Annotated in this window: 16 protein-coding genes; 5 read left to right on the top strand and 11 right to left on the bottom strand. The window is 71.4% G+C overall.

Annotated features, from left to right (window positions below):
• Positions 1–15: 15 nt before the first annotated feature.
• On the bottom strand, positions 16–1,095 hold the full coding sequence (locus tag IPM43_04340) for a phosphotransferase family protein (GenBank protein QQS25609.1): 1,080 nt from the start codon (positions 1,093–1,095) through the stop codon (positions 16–18).
• A gap of 18 nt (positions 1,096–1,113) precedes the next feature.
• Positions 1,114–1,548, bottom strand: coding sequence for a nuclear transport factor 2 family protein (locus IPM43_04335; GenBank protein ID QQS25608.1), 435 nt, complete (start codon positions 1,546–1,548; stop codon positions 1,114–1,116).
• A 118-nt stretch (positions 1,549–1,666) separates the two neighbouring features.
• On the opposite strand from IPM43_04335, the gene IPM43_04330 reads away from it, so the two are divergent.
• Complete coding sequence (locus IPM43_04330; protein QQS25607.1) at positions 1,667–3,712, top strand: molybdopterin-dependent oxidoreductase; 2,046 nt, start codon at positions 1,667–1,669, stop codon at positions 3,710–3,712.
• Here the strand turns inward: IPM43_04330 and IPM43_04325 are convergent, their stop codons facing one another.
• Genes IPM43_04325 through IPM43_04315 form a run of 3 tightly spaced genes read right to left on the bottom strand, consistent with a single transcriptional unit; the run spans position 3,713 to position 7,933 of the window.
• A complete protein-coding gene (locus tag IPM43_04325; GenBank protein QQS25606.1) occupies positions 3,713–4,900 on the bottom strand; it encodes an acetyl-CoA acetyltransferase in 1,188 nt (395 codons plus the stop codon). It abuts the gene before it with no gap.
• A gap of 6 nt (positions 4,901–4,906) precedes the next feature.
• Positions 4,907–6,355, bottom strand: a complete 1,449-nt coding sequence (locus tag IPM43_04320; protein QQS25605.1) for an OB-fold domain-containing protein — start codon at positions 6,353–6,355, stop codon at positions 4,907–4,909.
• Positions 6,356–6,400: 45 nt separating this feature from the next.
• On the bottom strand, positions 6,401–7,933 hold the full coding sequence (locus IPM43_04315; GenBank protein ID QQS25604.1) for an ABC transporter substrate-binding protein: 1,533 nt from the start codon (positions 7,931–7,933) through the stop codon (positions 6,401–6,403).
• Positions 7,934–8,034: 101 nt separating this feature from the next.
• Here IPM43_04315 and IPM43_04310 point away from each other — a divergent pair, with 101 nt between their 5' ends.
• The 4 genes from IPM43_04310 (at position 8,035) to IPM43_04295 (ending at position 12,883) form a co-directional block, all read left to right on the top strand.
• On the top strand, positions 8,035–9,105 hold the full coding sequence (locus tag IPM43_04310) for an alkene reductase (protein QQS25603.1): 1,071 nt from the start codon (positions 8,035–8,037) through the stop codon (positions 9,103–9,105).
• Positions 9,106–9,126: 21 nt separating this feature from the next.
• Entirely contained in the window at positions 9,127–10,383 is a 1,257-nt protein-coding gene (locus tag IPM43_04305; GenBank protein QQS25602.1) for an acyl-CoA dehydrogenase family protein, read from the top strand.
• Between the two features lie 101 nt (positions 10,384–10,484).
• On the top strand, positions 10,485–11,663 hold the full coding sequence (locus IPM43_04300) for a CoA transferase (GenBank protein QQS26327.1): 1,179 nt from the start codon (positions 10,485–10,487) through the stop codon (positions 11,661–11,663).
• Positions 11,660–12,883 (top strand): cytochrome P450, encoded by a 1,224-nt coding sequence (locus tag IPM43_04295; protein ID QQS25601.1) that lies wholly within the window; start codon positions 11,660–11,662, stop codon positions 12,881–12,883. Before IPM43_04300 ends, IPM43_04295 begins: the two co-directional genes overlap by 4 nt.
• A gap of 13 nt (positions 12,884–12,896) precedes the next feature.
• Here IPM43_04295 and IPM43_04290 read toward each other — a convergent pair whose 3' ends face one another.
• Genes IPM43_04290 through IPM43_04265 form a run of 6 tightly spaced genes read right to left on the bottom strand, consistent with a single transcriptional unit; the run spans position 12,897 to position 19,196 of the window.
• Complete coding sequence (locus tag IPM43_04290) at positions 12,897–14,333, bottom strand: AMP-binding protein (protein QQS25600.1); 1,437 nt, start codon at positions 14,331–14,333, stop codon at positions 12,897–12,899.
• Positions 14,334–14,351: 18 nt separating this feature from the next.
• A complete protein-coding gene (locus tag IPM43_04285) occupies positions 14,352–15,536 on the bottom strand; it encodes an aromatic ring-hydroxylating dioxygenase subunit alpha (protein QQS25599.1) in 1,185 nt (394 codons plus the stop codon).
• Between the two features lie 46 nt (positions 15,537–15,582).
• Positions 15,583–16,860 (bottom strand): MFS transporter, encoded by a 1,278-nt coding sequence (locus IPM43_04280; protein QQS25598.1) that lies wholly within the window; start codon positions 16,858–16,860, stop codon positions 15,583–15,585.
• Positions 16,857–17,648 carry an SDR family oxidoreductase gene (locus tag IPM43_04275; GenBank protein ID QQS25597.1) on the bottom strand — a complete coding sequence of 264 codons (792 nt, stop codon included), beginning with the start codon at positions 17,646–17,648 and terminating at the stop codon, positions 16,857–16,859. Before IPM43_04275 ends, IPM43_04280 begins: the two co-directional genes overlap by 4 nt.
• 1 nt (position 17,649) lies before the next feature.
• A complete protein-coding gene (locus tag IPM43_04270) occupies positions 17,650–18,126 on the bottom strand; it encodes a MaoC family dehydratase (GenBank protein QQS25596.1) in 477 nt (158 codons plus the stop codon).
• Entirely contained in the window at positions 18,123–19,196 is a 1,074-nt protein-coding gene (locus tag IPM43_04265) for a nitronate monooxygenase (GenBank protein ID QQS25595.1), read from the bottom strand. The genes IPM43_04270 and IPM43_04265 overlap by 4 nt, the downstream gene beginning before the upstream one ends.
• Positions 19,197–19,198: the final 2 nt, after the last annotated feature.

Here is a 19,198-nt window from a genome sequence, read left to right as displayed (position 1 = left end):
GCAGTACCTCGCGCGTCAGGCCTCGCCGAGCTGGCGGGCGAGGAGGTTGCGGTTCATCAGCAGCTCCTCGGGATCGTCGGGCGCCGGGCGGTTGCCGTAGGCCACCTCGCGGCTCGACGTGCGGACGGAGATGATCGCGAAGCGCATCGACGCGAACAGGCGGTACCAGTCGAGGTCCTCGACGTGCCTGCCGCCGGCGGCCTCGTAGTCGGCGACGAAGTCCTCCGGCCGGCAGAAGTCGGGGAAGCCGGGCAGGTCGAACACACCGGCCAGGCTCTGGAAGAACTCGTGCATGAAGATCGTCCAGCCGACGTCGATGCCGGCCGGCCCGAGGTTGACCATCTCCCAGTCGAGCACGGCCGTGACCTGCAGGTGGTCGTCGAACAGCACGTTGCCCGGGCGGGCGTCACCCCAGTTGAGCACCGTCGGCCCTGGGTCGGAGGGGATGCTCCCCGCGAGCCGGTCGAAGGCGCGCTCGATGATCGGGACCACGTCGTCGCCGCGGGCCCAGTCGTAGTACCGGCGTTGCTCGTCGAGCTGGCGGGCGAGCGCGTCGCCCTCACGAGGGGCGATGAACGACGTGTCGGGCCCGGCGAGGTCGATCGCGTGGAGCTCGGCGAGCACCTGCGCCGTCCGCCGCCCGATCGTGCGCAGCTCGGCCGGCGCCAGCGTGTCGAGGAAGCTGCCGCCGAACACGTACGGCGGCATGTCCGGCAGGGCGCGTCCGTGGACGCGGTCCATCACGATGAACGGCGCGCCGAGGTATTGCTCGTCGCTCTCGACGAAGCGCACGTTGGGGACAGGGACCCGGCTGTGCTCGCCGACGAGGCGCATCGCCCCCGCCTGCACCCCCAGGTCGTAGACGGCGAACACCGGCCAGTCGGACATGTCGGGGCGGACGCGGGCGACGAGGTGTTCGGCGGCCCCGGCCTGTTCGAGCCCGCCGAGCTCGAACAGCAGCGTCTCGCTGGACATCCCCGTGCCCTCGGGGATCGACAGCTCTCCGACGGTGCAGGGCGCACCAAGGCGCTGCGCGAACCAGTGCTCGAGCGAGCGGCGCAGTGCTTCGGGATCGCGCTTGGTCGGCAGTGGCACGGCGGAACCTCGGCTTCCTCAGGCGGGGCGCATGTAGACGAGCTGTTCGAAGCGATCGTCGATGCGCCACCCGTCTCCCGTGCGGCACATCGAGTCCTGGTACCAGCCGCACGCCTCCATGTACGTGGGCTGGGCGGCCGCGTCGCCGGCGGCTGCGGGCACGCGCATGACCATCTTGAACAGCGTCCGCACCCGGGCCGCGTCGTCGGCCGCGAACTCGATGACGACGTTGCCGACGTGGCTGATCGCGACGTCGAACATCGCGAACGTCTGCGCCAGCCATGCGGCGGACTCTGCCGGGGTGCCGGCGATACCGCCCGCCGTCGTCGCGTCGACGCGCGCGGTGGGGGTGAACACCGCCTGCCACGCCTCCCAATCGCGGTCGGCCATCGCCCAGGAGTAGCGGTGGAGCAGCTCGGTGATCTCTATCCGGTCGGCTGTGCGATCGGCCATCGGTGTCCCCCTTAACGATGCGGCGATGCCCCCGCGCACCGTCGGCGTGTGAGGGTAGCCGCGAGGCACCGCCGGTATCTCCGCGGCCGGAGACGACACGGGTCCGTAGAATCCCGAGATGGCCGCCTCGACCGTGCTCGGCACCTGCCACCACGACTGCCCGGACTCGTGCGGCTGGGTGGTCACCGTCGAAGCAGGCGTCGCCGTGTCTATGCGCGGCAACCCCGCCCACCCGTTCTCCCGCGGTGAGCTGTGCCCGAAGGTGAACCGGTTCCTGCACCGGGTGTACAACGCGGATCGCGTGCTGCACCCCCTCGTGCGCACCGGGCCGAAAGGCGAGGGGCAGTTCCGGCGGGCGTCGTGGGACGAAGCGCTCGCGCTCGCCGCCTCACGACTGCACGAGGTGATCGAGCGCTGGGGCGGTGAGGCGGTGCTGCCGTGGGTGGACGCGGGCACGCAGGGGTTGATCCAGCGGTCCTCGCTCGATCGGCGCCTCTTCGCCGCGCTCGGGTCGTCGCGGCTCACCGGCTCGCTGTGCGGAGCCACGGCCGGCGCCGGCGTCGCGTCCACGCTCGGTTCCTCACGCGCGTGCGAACCGACCGACGTCCGCCACGCCCGCCTGGTGCTGCTGTGGGGCACCAACACCAAGCTGACCAACCGCCACCTGTGGCCCTTCGTCGAAGAGGCGCGTCGCACCGGCGCCACCGTCGTCGTCGTCGACCCGCTGCGCACCGCCACCGCCGAGGCCGCCGACTGGCATGTGCAGCCGCTGCCCGGCACCGACGTGGCCTTGATGCTGGCGATCATGCACGTGCTGGTGCGCGACGACCTCGTCGACCACGACTACGTCGATCGGCACACGGAAGGCTTCGCCGACCTCGCCGCGCGGGTCGCCGAGTGGCCGCCGGCGCGGGCGGCCGAGGTGTGCGGCCTCGACGCCGACGAGATCGAACGCCTCGCGGTCGCATACGGCACCACGCGGCCGGCGTTCATCCGCACCCTGATCGGCGCCGAGCACCACGAGCACGGCGCCATGTTCTTCCGCACGCTCGCCTGCCTGCCGACGATCACCGGCGCCTGGCGTCATCGCGGGGGTGGGCTCGCGCGCAGCGTCGGCACGTGGTTCGACGCGGCGGTCGACGACTCGGTCTTCGACATGCCCGACCTCGGGGCCGGCCGCCCCCGGCGCGGGATCAGCATGAACCACCTCGGCCGGGCATTGACCGACACGCACCTCGACCCGCCCGTGCAGGCGCTCGTCGTGTGGAACGGCAACCCCGCGGTGACGGTGCCCAACGCGGCGCTCACGCGCGCCGGCCTCGCCCGCGAAGACCTGTTCACCGTCGTCTCCGAGCAGTTCCTCACGGACACCGCGCGGTACGCCGACGTCGTGTTCCCGGCGACGACGCAGATCGAGCAGGTCGACGTCGTGCCCGCCTGGGGGCACCTCAACCTCGGCTGGAACGAGCCGGCCGTCGCCCCTCTCGGCGAAGCGGTGCCGAACACGGAGCTGTGGCGCCGCCTCGCCGGCGCGCTCGGGCTCACCGACCCCAGCCTGTTCGAGGACGACGAGTCCCTGATCCGCTCCGCCTTGCGCGGGGTCGACGTCGACGCGCTTCGCCGCGACGGCTTCGTGCGAATCGACGTCGACATCGACCTCGTGTACGCGAACGGCGGCTTCGCCACGCCGAGCGGGCGGGCCTTGCTGCGCAACGACGCCCTCGCCGCCATCGGCCAGGACCCGTTGCCCGCGTACGCCCCGCCCGTCGAGGGCCCCGGCAGCGCGACGGCGCAGCGCTTCCCGCTGGTGCTGCTCACCCCGAAGACGCACGTGCGCCTGCTGAACAGCTCGTACACGCACCTGCCTCACCACGGCCCGCCCGAGGGCGGCCCGTTCGTCGAGCTCGATGCCCACGACGCGAAGGAGCGCGGCATCGAGGAGGGCGACACGGTGCGCGTGTGGAACGACCGTGGGTCGCTGACGCTCACCGCGCGGGTCACCGAGCGCGTCCGCCCCGGCGTCGCCGTGGTGCCGTTCGGCTGGTGGGGCGACGACCACCGTGAGGCGGCCACCGCGAACTCGCTGACCAGCGACACCCTCACCGACTGGGGCGGCGGCGTCGCCTTCTTCGACACCCTCGTCGAGGTCGGCCCCGTCGCCTGATCAGGTCTCGGTACCGAGGATGGAGACGAAGCTGACCATCTCGCCGGGGTAGCCGCCGAGGTTGTGGGTCAGCGCGAGGGTGCGGTCGGTTTCGATCTGGCGCTCCGCAGGTGCCTCGCCGCGCAGCTGCAGCCAGGCCTCGAACATCATCCGCAGCCCGGAGGCTCCCACCGGGTGGCCGAACGACTTCAGCCCGCCGTCGGGGTTGACGGGCACCTCCCCGTGCAGGTCGTACACGCCGTCGAGCACGTCACGCCAGGCCTCACCGCGCTTGGACAGCCCGAGATCTTCCATCAGCACGAGCTCGGTGATCGTGAAGCAGTCGTGCACCTCGGCCATCGCCAGTTCACGGCGGGGGTCGCTGATGCCTGCCTGCATGTAGGCGTCCGCCGCGCACGCGGAGATCTCGGGGAACGTGGTGTAGTCGTACTCGGGGTCGATCAGGCCCCCGCCGTTGCCGGCGATGAACGACAGCGCCTTCACGTACAGCGGCTTGTCGGTGTAGCGGTGGGCGTCCTCGGCGCGGCAGATGATCGCGGCTGCGGCGCCGTCGGCGACGCCGGCGCAGTCGAACACGCCGAGATCGCCGGCGACCTTGGGCGACGCGCAGATGGTGTCGATCGACACCTCCTTGCGGAACTGCGCCCGCGGGTTGCGCGCTCCGTTCCAGTGGTTCTTCCACGCGATGCGGGCCATCGCCTCGCGCATCACCGCGGGCTCGACGCCGAACTTGTGGGCGTATGCGGGGGCGACCATCGAGAACATCGCCGCCGCGGTGAGGGTGCGCCCGGTGCCGTCGTTCGGCGGTGGCACCGCGTTCAGCCCCTGGAACCCGGAGTCCTTCGTCTTCTCCACGCCGAGCGCCATCGCGACGTCGTACGCGCCGGAGGCGACGGCATAGGCGGCCTGGCGCAGCGCCTCGGATCCGGTGGCGCAGTAGTTCTCCACCCGGGTCACCGGCTTGGACTGCAGCTGCAGCGGGCGGGCGAGGGTGATCCCGCTCATCCCGCCCTGGGCGGTGCCGAGCCAGTAGGCGTCGACGTCGTCCTTGCCCACTCCGGCCGACGTGTAGCACTCGTTCGCCGCCGCGATGACCAGGTCGTCGAGGCCCTTGTCCCAGTGCTCGACGAAGCTGGTGCAGCCCATACCTACGATCGCGACGCGGTCCTTGATGCCGTGCGATGCCATGGCGGTTCAGCCCTCCTGCCCGCTCGTGACCGCCGCCGTGTCGGCCGAAGCGTCGCGCACGAGACGTGCCTTCCAGAAGTAGTTGGGGATCCCGTCGGCGGTGTAGAGCCGGCGGAAGGTCGGCTCGACCCGGCGCCCGATCTGCACCTCGGCGGGGTCGAGGTCGCACAGCTCGACGGGCAGGCGCCCACCGCCGTCGAAGTCGACGATCGCGAAGACGATCGGCGGGCTCGGCGAGTAGGCGACGCGGTCGATGGTGAAGGTGGCGATCGTGCCGGTGACGGCAGCCATCGGCGCGGGCTGCATCTGGTCGGTGCGCTCGCCGTCGGCCGACACGCGTGCCGGAGGCATGTGGATCATGCCGGTGCCGGGATCGCGGGAGCCGACGAAGCCGTACTTCCACTGCTCGCTGCGCGCCGCCGCGGTGGCCGAGATGCGGGGCGGCTCCGGGCGCCGCGGCGGCTCCAGGGCGATCATCCCGCGCCAGGCGAGGAACTTGCCGTAAGGCAGCGGCGCGCCGCCGGCGACCTGCTCGGCCACCGTCCGGGCCGGCCGGTACGCGCCGAGCGCGGCGGTGGTGCGCAGCAGCACGACGTCGGCGCCGTCGGCCAGCACGACGAGCGCGACGACGCTGCCCGCGGGGAGCGTCCGCGCCTGCTCGAGCAGGGACGCGAGCAGCACCGCCGGGTGGGCGGCGCCGGTGGTGCCGACGGTGGTGGCGAGCGAGTCGATCACCTGCACGCCGCCGAGGCGCCCGCCGACGGTCGACCCAACCCGCGCGCTCGGGGCGGCGACGGCGGCGAGGGCTACGTCTGGCGCCGTCAACCCGGCGCGGTCGAGGGCGAGCTTCCAGGCCCGTTCGCCGAGCGGGCGGTAGGAGACCTCGGAGAACTTCTCGTCCCACACCTTGGTGCGCACCTCACCAGGGGTGCGCCAGCGCTCGACGAACTCGTCGGTGACGCTCGCCGTGGCGACGAGCTCGGCGAGGAGCTGGCCGTCGGCGTCGCTCCCGACGAGCACCGCCGCCGCGGCGTCGCCCCCTGCGGCCTCTTCGCCGGAGCCGGCGAGACCCGTGCGGACGTCTGCGGACACGACGAGCGTCGGCCCACCACCGTCGAGAGCGAGCAGCAGGCCGCCGGACGCGGAACGCACCGAGCAGCCGAGGTCGTAGGCGGCCACGGTGTCGTCGAGGCGCAACGCGGCGTGGACCACGGTGGCGTTCGTCTTGTCGGCATAGGCAGGCGCGACGGTGCCGAACAGCAGCCGGGCCGGCTGCGCGCCGGTGGAGCGCAGCGCCATCTGGGCGGCCTCGACGCCCATCGTCGTCGGGTCTTCGTCGAAGCTCGCCACGGTGCGCGTCCCGCGCCCGCCACCTTGGCCGAGGAACTGCCCGATCTGGGCGCGGTCGAGCCGACGGTAGGGCAGGTAGGCACCCCAGGCCAGGATCCCGTGCATCCCCGCCACCGTATCTGACGGGGCGTCAGAAATCGTCAGTCCTGCTCAGGGCAGACGCCCGATGGTGACGTCGCCGTAGTCGCCGGTGAGCTCGATCACGTTGGCCGGGTCGCAGTGCCAGCCGCCGCCGTTGTCGTCCGCGGAGTCGAGCGCGGGCCAATGGCGCTGCCAGCGCCCGCCGACCACCTCCATGAGCAGCGAGCACTGAGCCGGCCGGTTCGATCCGGGCACGGTCGGCGCGTGCAGGCCACCGCCTGTCCACTCGCTGACCGCGGCCGCTTCTTCGAGCAGGCAAGAGCGGGTCAGCACGCCGCCGTTCGCATCGATGCACTTGGCGGCGGACTGCGCGAAGAGCAGGTACGCCGAAGTCGCCTGCAGCCCGAGCCCGGCCACCTTCCCGCCGGGGCGGTGCTCGGCCATCATCTCCAGGTAAGAGGCGAGGCCGGGGAAGCGGTCGGCCTCCTCGAACGGGGCGTATGCGGTGGTGGCGATGACCCCCTCGGCGCCCTCCGCCGCCTGGGCGATGAGGCTGTCCACGTAGAAGCTCGCCTCCTGCAGGATCAGCTCGGGGCGGAAGCCGAGCTCGTCCATCGCCTTCAGCAGCAGGGCGAACATCTCCGGGGCACCGACGAAGGTGATCGCCCGCACCCCCTTGTCCTTCAGCCGCTGGACGATCGGCGCCCACGTGGCCTCGCCGGCGGAGTTGTAGACGATGCGGTCGACCACCTGGTACTCCGGGATCGTGCCCATCATCTCGACGTACTGCTCTTCGACGAGTCTCGTCGTGGCGATGTCCCCGGTGAGCGTGGCGAAGCTGGCCACGGCGCTCGGATGCTCCCTCGCCGCCCAGCGGAACCAGTTGCCGTTCTTGGCGTCGGACGGGTTGGGCATCGGCTGCACCATCCGGTCGGACATCGCCTTGCCCGTGGTCACGGTGAAGCCGGCGATGTCGATCATCCCGCACTCGTGGAAGCGGGGGAACTGCTGGTCGTCGAACGCCCAACCGCCGCCGACCATCGCGAACGCCTGCGCACATACACGCTCCATGGCCGCGGGCACCTCGAACAGCTTGGCGTCGGCATCGATCACCTCGAGCGGCAAGCCGCGGATACCACCCTGGGCGTTGCACCAACCGGCGAACGCCACTGCCGCGTCGTAGAGCTCGGCGTTCAGCCCGGGGGCCGCCACGGCGCCCTTGTCGCTGGCGGCGGCGACGCGGATCACGTCACCGCCGTTCTCCTCGGCGGCGACACTGGCCGGCAGTGCCGGGTCGCCCGGGCCGCACGGCGACGGGAGCGTGCCGAAGAACACGCCCGGCTCCCCTCCGGGGTCGGTCGTGTCGGGCGTGCCGGTATCGGGTGTACCGGTGCCGGGCGGGTCGGTCGCGGGCGCACCGGTGTCGGGCGCAGCGGTGTCGGGTGGGTCGGTGCTCGGGGTGGCGGTGGTGACGGTGGTGGACTCGCTGTCGTCGCGGTTGGAGCACGCCGCGAGCGCGACGACAGCGACGAGCATGGTGATGGTCGGTAGCGTCGCCGCCCGACGGGCACGGCGCGGGTTCGGGCGGTGGAGCGCGGGCACGGCGCAACGCTATTGCGCACGGGGCACGCCGGCCGCACGGGCGGCGTCACCGCGTAGTGAGACCTGGGGCCGTGAGCGTCGGATCTGCGAGGATCGCCGCCATGGCGTCGCTCTTCGACGGGGTGCAGCTCGGTTCTCTCGCCCTCGCCAACCGCGTGGTGATGGCGCCGATGACGCGCAGCCGCGCAGACGAGCACGACTGCCCGACCGACCTGCACGTGCAGTACTACGGCCAGCGGGCGCAAGCCGGTTTGGTCGTCACAGAGGGCGTGCAGCCCTCGATCGACGGCAAGGGCTACTGCCGCACGCCCGGGCTGCACGACGAGCGCCAAGCGCGGGCCTGGCGCGCGGTCACCGACGCCGTGCACGCGTCCGGCGGGTTGATCGTCGTGCAGCTCATGCACTGCGGTCGGGTGGCGAGCCACCACAACAAGGCGCCCGGCGCGCGGACGGTCGCGCCGAGCGCGATCCGCGCCGAGGTGCAGATGTTCACCGACGCGGTCGGGATGGCGCCCACCGACGAGCCCCACGCGCTGTCCACCGGCGAGGTCGACGCGGTCGTCGCCGAGTACGCCGCAGCCGCGGAGCTGTCGCGTCTCGCCGGCTTCGACGGCGTGGAGCTGCACGCGGCGAGCGGCTACCTGCCGATGCAGTTCCTGTCCACCGGCACGAACCGGCGCACCGACCGCTTCGGCGGCGACACGCACAGGCGCACGCAGTTCACGGTCGAGGTGATGGAGGCGATGGCCGCCGTGCTCGGCGCCGACCGCGTCGGCCTGCGCATCTGCCCCGGCGTCGAGTTCAACGACATCAGCGACGCGGACCCCGTCGACACCTACTCCACGCTGCTGGAGCGTCTGCGCGGCGCCGGGTTCGCGTACGTGCACGTCATCCGCTCCCCGGTGCCCGCCCTGGATGCGTTCGCGCTCGCCCGCGAAGCTTTCGGCGGCGGTCTGATCGCGAACGACGGGTTCGACTTCGAGACGGCCGAGATGGCGATCGACAGCGGCGTCGCCGACGCGGTCAGCTTCGCCCGGCACTTCATCGCCAACCCCGATCTCGTCGAGCGCTTCCGCGCCGGCGCGCCGCTCGCGACGTTCGATCGCAAGACCCTCTACACCCCCGGTCCGGCCGGTTACGTCGACTACCCTCCGCTCCGCCTCGAGGACTGAACGGCGGCTAGCTTTTCGGGCATGGGGGAACACCAGATCACCGCTGAGCAGGTGCGCGACGAGGTGCGCGAATGGGCCGAAGGTGCTTGGGACCCTGAGCTCACCGTGGCCGAGTGGTGGCGGCGTCTGGCCGACGCCGGGTACTCGGCACCGATGCTGCCGACCGAGCTCGGCGGCCGTGGCTACACCCGCGACCTCTCGATGGCCGTCGGCAGCCAGCTCACCGCGAGCGAGGTCCTCGGACCGCCGCTCGGGCTCGGGCTGATGCTCGCCGCACCCACGATCGCCGTGCACGGCGACGAGTCGCTGCAGCAGCGCTTCGTGAGGCGCATCGTCGACGGCACCGACGCCTGGTGCCAGCTGTTCAGCGAGCCCGGCGCGGGCAGCGATCTCGCCGGGCTGCAGTGCAAGGCGGTGCGTGACGGCGACGAGTTCGTGATCACCGGGCAGAAGGTGTGGACCTCGGGCGGCCAGCACGCCGACTGGGGGATGCTGCTCGCCCGCACCGATCCGGAGGTGCCCAAGCACCAGGGCATCACCTACTTCGCGTTCGACATGCACCAGCCCGGGGTCGAGGTTCGCCCGCTGCGTGAGATGACCGGTCGCGCGATGTTCAACGAGGTGTTCATCGACGAGGCCAGGGTGCCGGTCGAGAACGTGATCGGCGGGCTGAACAACGGCTGGGCGGTGGCCAACACGACGCTGATGGTGGAGAGGGCCTCGATCGGCTCCGGCGGCGGTGCCGGGATCGGTGTCGCGCTGCCGGGCTCCGTGGCCGGACATCTGCAGATGAAGGTCGCCAACTTCACCGAGGCCCGCGCGGGAACCGCCGCGGGGGCGCTCGGCGGCGGCACCGTCACCCAGTTCACCGCGCTCGCCAGGCGAACCGGCTGCATCGACGATCCGATCGTGCGCCAGGGCCTGGCCGAGCTGTACACGCTCACCATGCTGAACAGGTTGAACGTGACGAGGGCGCGCAGCCGCCAGTCGCTCACCGGCGTCGAGGGCAACCTCGCCAAGTTGCTGCTGACCCACACCCTGCGCCGGGCCAGAGAGATCGGAAACCAGATCGTCGGCGCGGAAGGCATGTTGTGGGGACCCTCCGCACTGTCGAAGGGCAGCGTGCAGGAGCTCACTGCGTTCTCGCCCGGGCCGGCGATCTACGGCGGCACCGACCAGATCCAGAAGAACATCGCCGCCGAGCGCGGCCTCGGGTTGCCGAAGGAGCCGGGCGACCTGAAGGGCGTGCCGTTCAGCCAGCTCCCGAAGAACGGCTGACCACTACGATCGCCGCCGTGCAACTGGGCGAGATCGCCAACCCTGACGCTGCCGGCAACCAGAAGCCGCTGGCCGGTGTGCGGGTGCTCGCCCTGGAGCAGATGCAGGCCCTGCCCTTCGCCACCCAGCTCCTCGGGCGCCTCGGTGCCGAGGTGGTGAAGATCGAGCACCCGAGCGGTGGCGACCTCGGGCGCGGCTCGCTGCCGGCGATGACCGACCCTCTCGGGCGCCGCGTGGGCGCGACGTTCTTGCGCAACAACTTGTCCAAGCGCAGCATCTGCATCGACTTGAAGTCCCCCTCCGGGCGAGACCTCGTGCTGCGCCTCGCCCCGCGCTTCGACGTGATCGCCGAGAACTTCAAGGGTGGCGCGCTCGCGCGCCTCGGCCTCGGCTACGACGACGTCGCCGCGGTGCACCCGCGCGGCGTGTACCTCTCGATCAGCGGGTTCGGCAACACCACGGCCAGCCCTTACGGCTCTTGGCCGGCGTACGCCGCGGTGGCAGAGGCGATGAGCGGGCTCTACGAGTGGAAGCGGGTGCCCGGTCAGCCGCCTACCGTCGGCCCCGTCGGAGCGCTCGGCGACATCGGCACCGCGCTGTTCGGCGTCATCGGGGTGCTCGCCGCGCTCCGCCACCGCGACGCAACCGGTGTCGGCCAGCACGTCGACGTGGCGATGTTCGACTCGATGGTCGCCTTCGCGGACGTCGTCGTGAACTACTGGAGCATGGGCGAGCGTCCCGAGCCCGGCCGGGGGCTCTCGATGGTGCTCGACGGCTTCCCGGCCGGAGGTGGCGACGGTGCCGGCGGGTGGTTCGTCGTCCAGGTCGGGCGCGAGCACGAGTTCGAGCGTCTCGCTCGCCTCGTCGGCCACGAAGAGTGGCTCACCGACCCCCGCTTCGCCACCCGCGCCGGCTGGCGGGAGCACATCGACGTGATCCGGGAAGGTGTCGCCGGCTGGGCGGCCGAGATGACGAACGTCGAGGCCTGCCACGCGCTCTCGGCTGCCGGGGTGGCGGCGGGGCCGTGCCTCAGTGCCGCCCAGGTGCTCGCCGACCCCCACCTCGCCACCCGGCAGATGCTCGTCGAGGTGCCGCGCACCGACGGCGTCGCCGAGCCGGTGGTCGTGCCCGGCAACCCGGTGAGGATGTCCCGCGTCGCCCAAGGTCCCGAAACCCGCCCGCCGTGGCTCGGCGAGCACACCGACCAGATCCTGCGTGACGAGCTCGCCCTCACCGACGACGAGCTCGCCGCTCTCCGCACAGAAGGAGCCATCGCATGACGATGCAATCCGCCTCGACCCTGCCCGCGGACTTCGAGCGGCGCCGCCTCCTCGATCGCGACCTCTACGTCGGCGATCCCCACGCGTTCTTCACCGTGCTCCGCGCCCACGAGCCCGTCTATCGCGACGACGCCGGCATCTGGGGCCTGACCAAGCTGGAGGACATCCGCTGGGCGGAGCGCCAGCCGGCGATCTTCTCCAACAGCGGCGGCTCACGCCCGAACTCGCCGGTCCAGGAGTCGATGATCGACACCGACGACCCGTTCCACGCCGAGCAGCGCCGCATCGTGTCTCGGGGCTTCACCCGCGAGCAGATGACCGCGCACGAGGGGCACGTGCGCGAGGTGGCGCGTCGCCTCGTCGACCGTCTTCTCGAACGTGGCTCGGGTGACATCGTCACCGACATCGCGAAGCCGCTGCCGATGACGCTGATCGGCGAGATGCTCGCCGCGCCGGAGAGCGACTACGAGATGCTGCAGCGCTGGAGCGACCAGATGATCACCGGGGCGGACGGCCCCGAGAACGTCACCGATGACGTCGTCACGGCGGCGTTCGAGTATCACGAGTACATCACGAAGGTGATCGCCGAGCGCAAGGAGCGCCCCGGTGACGACCTCGTCTCCAAGCTCGTCCACGCCGACGTCTTGGGCGAGGTGATGGATGACGAGCGGGTCATCGGCAACGCCCTGCTCCTGCTCGTCGGCGGCAACGAGACGACGCGCAACGTGATCACCGGAGGTCTCGACGCGTTGCTTCGCCATCCCGAGCAGATGGCGTACACGCTCGCCCGCCTCGACCGCGAGGGCGGCCTCGACACCACCATCGAGGAGTGCCTGCGGTGGGTGACGCCGCTGCTCAACATGAATCGACTCACCATGAGCGACGTCGAGGTGCGCGGGGTCACCATCCCGGCGGGCGCGCAGGTGCTGATGTGCTACGTGTCGGCGAACCGTGACGAGGAAGTGTTCGACGACCCGTTCAAGTTCGACGTGAGCCGCGACCCGAACCCGCACATCGCGTTCGGCTGGGGCCCGCACCTGTGCATGGGCATGGCCCTCGCCCGCCTGGAGATCCGCATCATCTTGGAAGAGCTGCTCGGACGCGCCCGTCAGCGGGGCCTCGAGCTGCGCCTGGCCGACCCCGCCCAAGTACCGGAATACGGCCATTCCTCGTTCGTACGCGGCATCCAGTCGCTGCCGGTGGCGCTCGCGCGGGTCTGATCCGCGGTCCGGCCTACATCCGTTCGTCGCGCAACGCGGACCGACGCACCTTGCCGGCGTCGTCGCGCACCATCTCGTCGACGTGCTCGAACGTGCGCGGGATCTTGTAGCGCACGAGCCTCTCGGCGAGGAATGACCGCAGCTCGTCGTCGGCGACCGGATGCGACATCTGGACGATCGCGTGGATCCTGCTGCCGAGATCCTCGTCGGGCAGGCCGATCACCGCGCACGACACCATCGCCGGGTGCTCGCTGAGCGCCAGCTCCACCTCGGCGGGATAGATGTTGGCGCCCCCCGACAGGATCATGTCGCCGCGCCGGTCGGACAGGTACAGGTATCCGTCGGCGTCCATCGAGCCCATGTCGCCGAGGCTCTCCCAGCCGTCGGGGGACAGGCGCGCCTCCGCGCCCAGGTACTCGTAGGTGGCACGGTCGTTGCGCATGAACACCTCGCCCTGTTCGCCGCGCGGCAGCTCGGTGTACGTGTCGGGATCGAGGATGCGGATCTCGCCGGTGACGCAGCGCCCCACCGAACCGCGGTGCGCCTGCCACTCGTCGCCGCGGATCACGGTGACCGCCTGCGCCTCGGTGCCCGCGTACAGCTCGTACACCTTCTCGCCGCCGATCCACTCGCACCAGCCGTCTTTGACCCACGGCGGGCACGGTGCGGCCATGTGCCACAGCACCTGGAGCGACGACAGGTCGTAGCGCTCGCGGACGGCGAGCGGCAGGCGCAAGATGCGCGACATCATCGTCGGCACCATCAGCGTCCAGTCCACCTGGTGGTGCTCGATCGCGGCGAGCGCGGCTTCGGCGTCGAAGTGGGGCAGCAGCACCAGGTGGTTGCCATGGAACAACCCCGTCGACCCGAAGCTGAACGGGGCGTTGTGGTACAGCGGCCCGGGGATCAGCACCACTCCGTCGCGGCGCTGACCCAACCCGGGTGACTCGGTGTCGACGGTCCCCGGGTCGGCCGCGACGATCAGCTTCGGACGACCCGTCGACCCCCCGGAGGTAGGCGCCTTCCAGTGGGGAGCGATCACGTCGGGCAGGGGAGTGTCGTCGATCGTCGGGTCCGGCTCCCAGCCGAGGGGCAGCACCTGGCGGCCGGGGTGCGCGTCGGGTTCGGCGCCGACCACCACCGGGGAGTCCGCCAGCTCGACGATCTCGCGGCGCTCACGGTCGGGCAGCCGCCAGCTCACCGGCTGGGGAGTGGCGCCGAGCTTCCAGATCGCGAGCGCGGCCTCGTAGAACGCGACCGAGTTGGGCAGCGCGAGGGTGACGTACCGACCCTCGCCGACCCCGAGCTCGGCCAGCGCGCGGGCGATGCGGTTCGTGCGACGCTCGAGCTCGATGCGCGTCACGGTGTCGTCGCCGCAGGTGATCGCCGGGCGGTCCGGGTCGCGCTCGGCGTTCTCGGCGATCGCGCGGCTGATGGAGATGATCGGCATGGTTCGGGTCCCCTCGTCCTATGCGCCGGTGTCGGTGACTTCGACGTCCTCGATGGCTTCGCGCCACACGTGGTGCCAGTGCTGCAGCATCGGCTCGTTGGTGCCGAAGCGGAAGTGGGTGAGACCCACCTCTGCGCCCAGCTGGCACTGCTCGGCGGCGGGGAAGTCCTCGGTGCCGACGACGACCGCGGCGAAGTCAGCCCCGGCCTTGCGCGCCGCGCGCTCGTCCTCGCTGCCCACCGGGCGCAGCGACGCCTCGATGAGCTCGACCGTGCAGACCCCGGGGTGAGCGCCCGGGTAGATGCGGAACATCTGGCTGCTCACCGGCGTCTCCAGCACTATGCAGCTCGGGAAGAACGTGTGGATGATGCTGATCGGGGCCGGGTCGGGCCACTCGTGCTCGGGCACCCCGACGCTCTCGGCCATCGCCCGCGTCGGGAACCCCCAGCGGGCGTGGCGGCCGAACGTGTCGTAGATCGAGTTGTTGACGACGAACGAGTGCAGCGTCTCCCGGTGCAGATGGGCGATGTGGTAGCCCTCCAGGTTCACGTCGAACGCGATCTTCCAGTTCGCCTGCACCTGCCACTCGTGGCGGCAGACGACCTCGTGGTTCGAGTAGCCGCACCACTGCAGATGCGGCGCGATCTCGGCGAACTCGGCCGCCGGGTCGACGTCCTCGCTGAGCCCGACCACGAGCAGGCCGGCCACGTCCGCAAGGGGGAGCGGCTGCAGGCCGAGCTCGGCGGGATCGAGGTCCGCGAACGCGTCGGCATCCGGCTGGCCGGCAAGGCGGCCGGCGAGGTCGAAGCTCCACGAGTGATAGGGGCAGGTGAGCCGCCGCGCCGAGCCGCACTCCTCGTGCGCCACCTGCGCGCCGCGGTGCGTGCACGCGTTGCGGAAGGCGTGCAGCTCGCCGTGCTCGTCGCGCGTGATCAGCACGGGCAGCCCGGCGACGAGCTTGGTGACGTACGTGTTGGGCCCGGCGAGCTCGCCGGTCCAGCCGACGACGTGGGCGCCGTGGCGGAACAGCTCGTCGACCTCGCGCTCGAACCGATCCCGGTCGGTGAACACCGACGCCGGCTCGGTCATCGTGTGCGGCGCGGTGTCGAGCGTGCCGGCTTCCATGTGGGCGACGATGCGCCGCACGAGATCGGGCGGGAACCGTGTCGCCCCCGTCCTCGCCTCACCCTCGACTGCGGTCATCGCCTCGCCCCCCACGCGTTCTCGGTCGGATTCGTCGCGCTATGTGTCACGAATCCGACCGAGAACCTAGGCGAGCGAGGTCTTCGGGTGTCGAGACGTCGAGCGCGACGAGGCCGCGGGAGAGCACCACCCACGCCCCTCCGGCGACGAGCACCGCCGCGTTCAGCGCCAGCGCGCCGCGCATGCCGATCGCGTCGGCGAGGCGGCCGAGCACGAGCGCACCGGTGGGGATCCCGGCGACGACACCGAGCACGTAGAAGCTCATCGCCCGGCCTCGCCACTCGTCGGGCACGATCCCCTGGACGAGGGTGTTCAGGCCGATCGCGATCTGCAGGTGGGCCAGTCCACCGACGAAGTAGGCGACGAGGCCGACCGCATAGATGTCGCTGATCGGCAACAGCGCCACGCTGACCGTGAACAGCGCGATGCCGAGCAGGATCCGGCGCGATCGCCGCAGGCGATCGCCGACCACCACCGAGAAGCCCGACGACACGAGCGCGCCGAGGCCGAGCGCCACCAGCAGGCCGGCGTTGTCGGTGGAGGGGCGCCCGAAGATGCGCCCGGCGACGGCGGGGGCGATGTGCTGCAACGACTGCCCGCAGGCTGCGGTCAAGAACGCGACACCCACTGCGAGGCGCAGTGGGCGGTGGGAGAACACGTACCGGGCGCCGTCGAGCACCACCTGGCCGACGGGCAGCGACCGGTCGGTGACGGCGTTAGCGCGGGGTCGGGTGAAGACGAGGGCGCCGATGACGAGCAGGTACGTGGCGCCGTTGACGAAGAACGCCGCGCCGAAGCCGACCGTCTTCACGACCACCCCCGCGAACGCGGGGCCGAGCGCGCGGGCGAGCGTGAACTGCATCGAGTTGAGCTTGACCGCGTCGAGGATCTCGTCGGCGGGGACGAGCAGCGGCACGAAGCTCTGCCACACCGAGGCCTGGAACCCGGTGGCGACCCCGGCGACGAACGCGAGCGACACGATCACCCCCGGGCGCAGGACGTCTGCGGAGTACAGGGCGAACATCGCGAACGCCGTCGCCATCTGCACCGTCTGCGTGACGAGGAGGATGCTGCGTCGCGACCGGCGGTCGGCGAGCGCGCCCGCATAGGGGGTGATGAACACCGCCGGCAGCAAGGCGGCGAGCGATGCCACGCCGAGCCAGGTGGCCGAGTCGGTGAGGTCGAACAGCAGCGCCGGCATGGCGACCACCTGCATCCAGCTGCCGCCGTTGGAGATCGCCGCGGCCACCCAGAAGACGGCGAAGTCGCGGTGGCGGAACGCGTGCAGCGAGCTGTGTCGCTGGGTCCTGACCGCCTCGGTCACAGGTCGGGGATCGGCAAGGCGAGGTTGGGGGTCAAGAGCCCCCCGTCCACGGCCAGCAGCTGACCTGTCACGTAGTCGGATGCCCTGGACGCGAGGTACAGCACCGCGGCGGCGATGTCGTCGGGTTCGCCGAGCCGGTGCAGGGGGGTGCCCGCTTCGATCGCCGCCTTGATCTCGGGGTTGGCGGCGACCACTTCGAGCGCTTCGGTGAGGATCGCGCCGGGCGCCACCGCGTTGACGCGGATCTTCGGGTTCAGGTCGGCGGCGATGAGCTGGACGGCGTGGTCGAGCGCTCCCTTCGCCGTGCCGTACGCCACGTAACCGCGCCCGACGAGATGGCCGATCGCGCTCGACACCATCACCACCGAGCCTCGCCCCGTGGCCAGCAGGTGGGGTACGGCCTCGCGCACGAGCCGCACGCCGTTGACGACGTTGTGCTCGAACGCGTCGCGCAGGTCGGCGTCGGTGGCCTGCATGAACGGGCGGGGCATCGCCCCGCCGACGACGGAGACGACGACGTCGAGGCGCCCGAGCTCGGCGACCGTGCGTTCGACCGCGGCGTGCACCGCGGCGGGGTCGTTCGCGTCGGTCGGCACCGCGATCGCGCGTCGGCCGAGTGCCTGCGCGCCGGCGGCGACGGCGGCGAGCTGGTCGGCGCTGCGGGCGAGCACCGCGACGTCGGCGCCGGCCTCGGCCAGTGCCAGCGCGCACGCGGCGCCGATGCCGCGCCCCGCGCCGGCGAGCAGTGCCACCTGGCCGTCCATGCGGAAGCGGTCGAGCACACCCATCTCAGTTCATCCACCGCGACAGCGAATCGATGACGCACGCCGGCTTGTCGCCGCCCTCGATCTCGACGGTGATCCGGATCAGCGTCTGCAACCCGTTGGCCAGCTCGGCCACCTCGACCAGTTCCGCGCCGGCACGGATGCGGCTACCCACACGCACGGGTGCGGGGAAGCGCACCTTGTCGACGCCGTAGTTGACGCCCATCGCAAAGCCGCGCACCTCGACGATCTGGGGCAGGAAGTAGTTGGACAGCGCAAGCGTCAGGTACCCGTGGGCGATCGTCGCGCCGAAGGGCCCGGCGGCGGCGCGTGCGGGGTCGACGTGGATCCACTGGTGGTCGCCGGTGGCCTCGGCGAAGAGGTCGACGCGGTCCTGGTCGACCTGCAGCCACCCGCTGTGGCCGAGGTGGCTGCCGACGGCGGCGCGCACCGCGTCGGGTCCGTCGAGGATCGTCCGGGGTGCACTCGCCACCTCGCTCATCCGCCCCCACTTCCCAGTCCGGCGAGCACGTGCTCGGCCTCGGCGACGATCCTTCCTACCAGTTCGGCACAACTCGGCAGATCGTCGATCACGCCTACCACCTGCCCGCTGGCCATGACACCTGACTCCGGATGGCCGTCGACGAGCGCCGCCTTCAACAGCATCGGCGTGTTCGCGGCCATCACCATCTGCGGCCACGACAGCTCCATCGAGCTCTTCATCGCTCTGCCCTCGGTCCACATCTCACGCACTCCGAGACCGGTCAGCTTGCGGAAGCGCAGCGCGTTGCGTGCCGCCCGCGGCAGGGCGAGGACCCTGCCCCGCCCCGATTCGAGCTGGTCGACCAGCTCGGTGCGCAGCACTCGGTGGGGGACGCCGTCGACCTGCGTGGACACCACGGTGTCGAGCACTCCCTTGCCGAGGTAGAAGTCCTTGACCACCTGGGGCACCGCCGAGTCGCTGGTCAGCAGGAAGCGGGTGCCCATCGCGATGCCGTCGGCGCCGTATGCGAGAGCGGCGACGAGTCCCCGCCCGTCGAAGAACCCACCCGCCGCGATCACCGGCACCCGTCCCGCCACGGCGTCGACCACCTGGGGCAGCAGCACGGTGGTGGGCACCGAACCGGTGTGGCCGCCGCCCTCGCCGCCTTGCACGAGCACGGCGTCGACGCCCCACTCCAACACCTTCTCGGCGTGGCGCTTGGCCCCGATCGAAGGGATCACCACCACCCCGGCGTCTTTCAACCTGGCGATCAGCTCGGGCTTGGGTGCCTGGGCGAAGCTCGCCACCTTCACGCCACGGTCGATCATCAGCGCGATGCGGTCGTGCACGTCGGCCGAATCGGCGCGCAGGTTCACGCCGAAGGGCTTGTCGGTGCGCCGACGGACCTCGTCGACGGCGGATTCGAGCCCGGCGAGGTCCATCGTGGCGCTGGCGAGGATGCCGAGCGCCCCCGCATTGGCGGTGGCCGAGACGAGCCGCGGCCCGGCCACCCAGCCCATGCCGGTCTGCACGACGGGGACTTCGACGCCGGTCAGCTCGCACAGCCGGGTGTGCAGGCGGGGATGCATCT

The sequence above is a fragment of the Actinomycetota bacterium genome (genome assembly GCA_016700055.1).
GTDB lineage: Bacteria > Actinomycetota > Acidimicrobiia > Acidimicrobiales > Ilumatobacteraceae > Kalu-18.
This window is presented reverse-complemented; position numbering and strand designations above follow the sequence as displayed.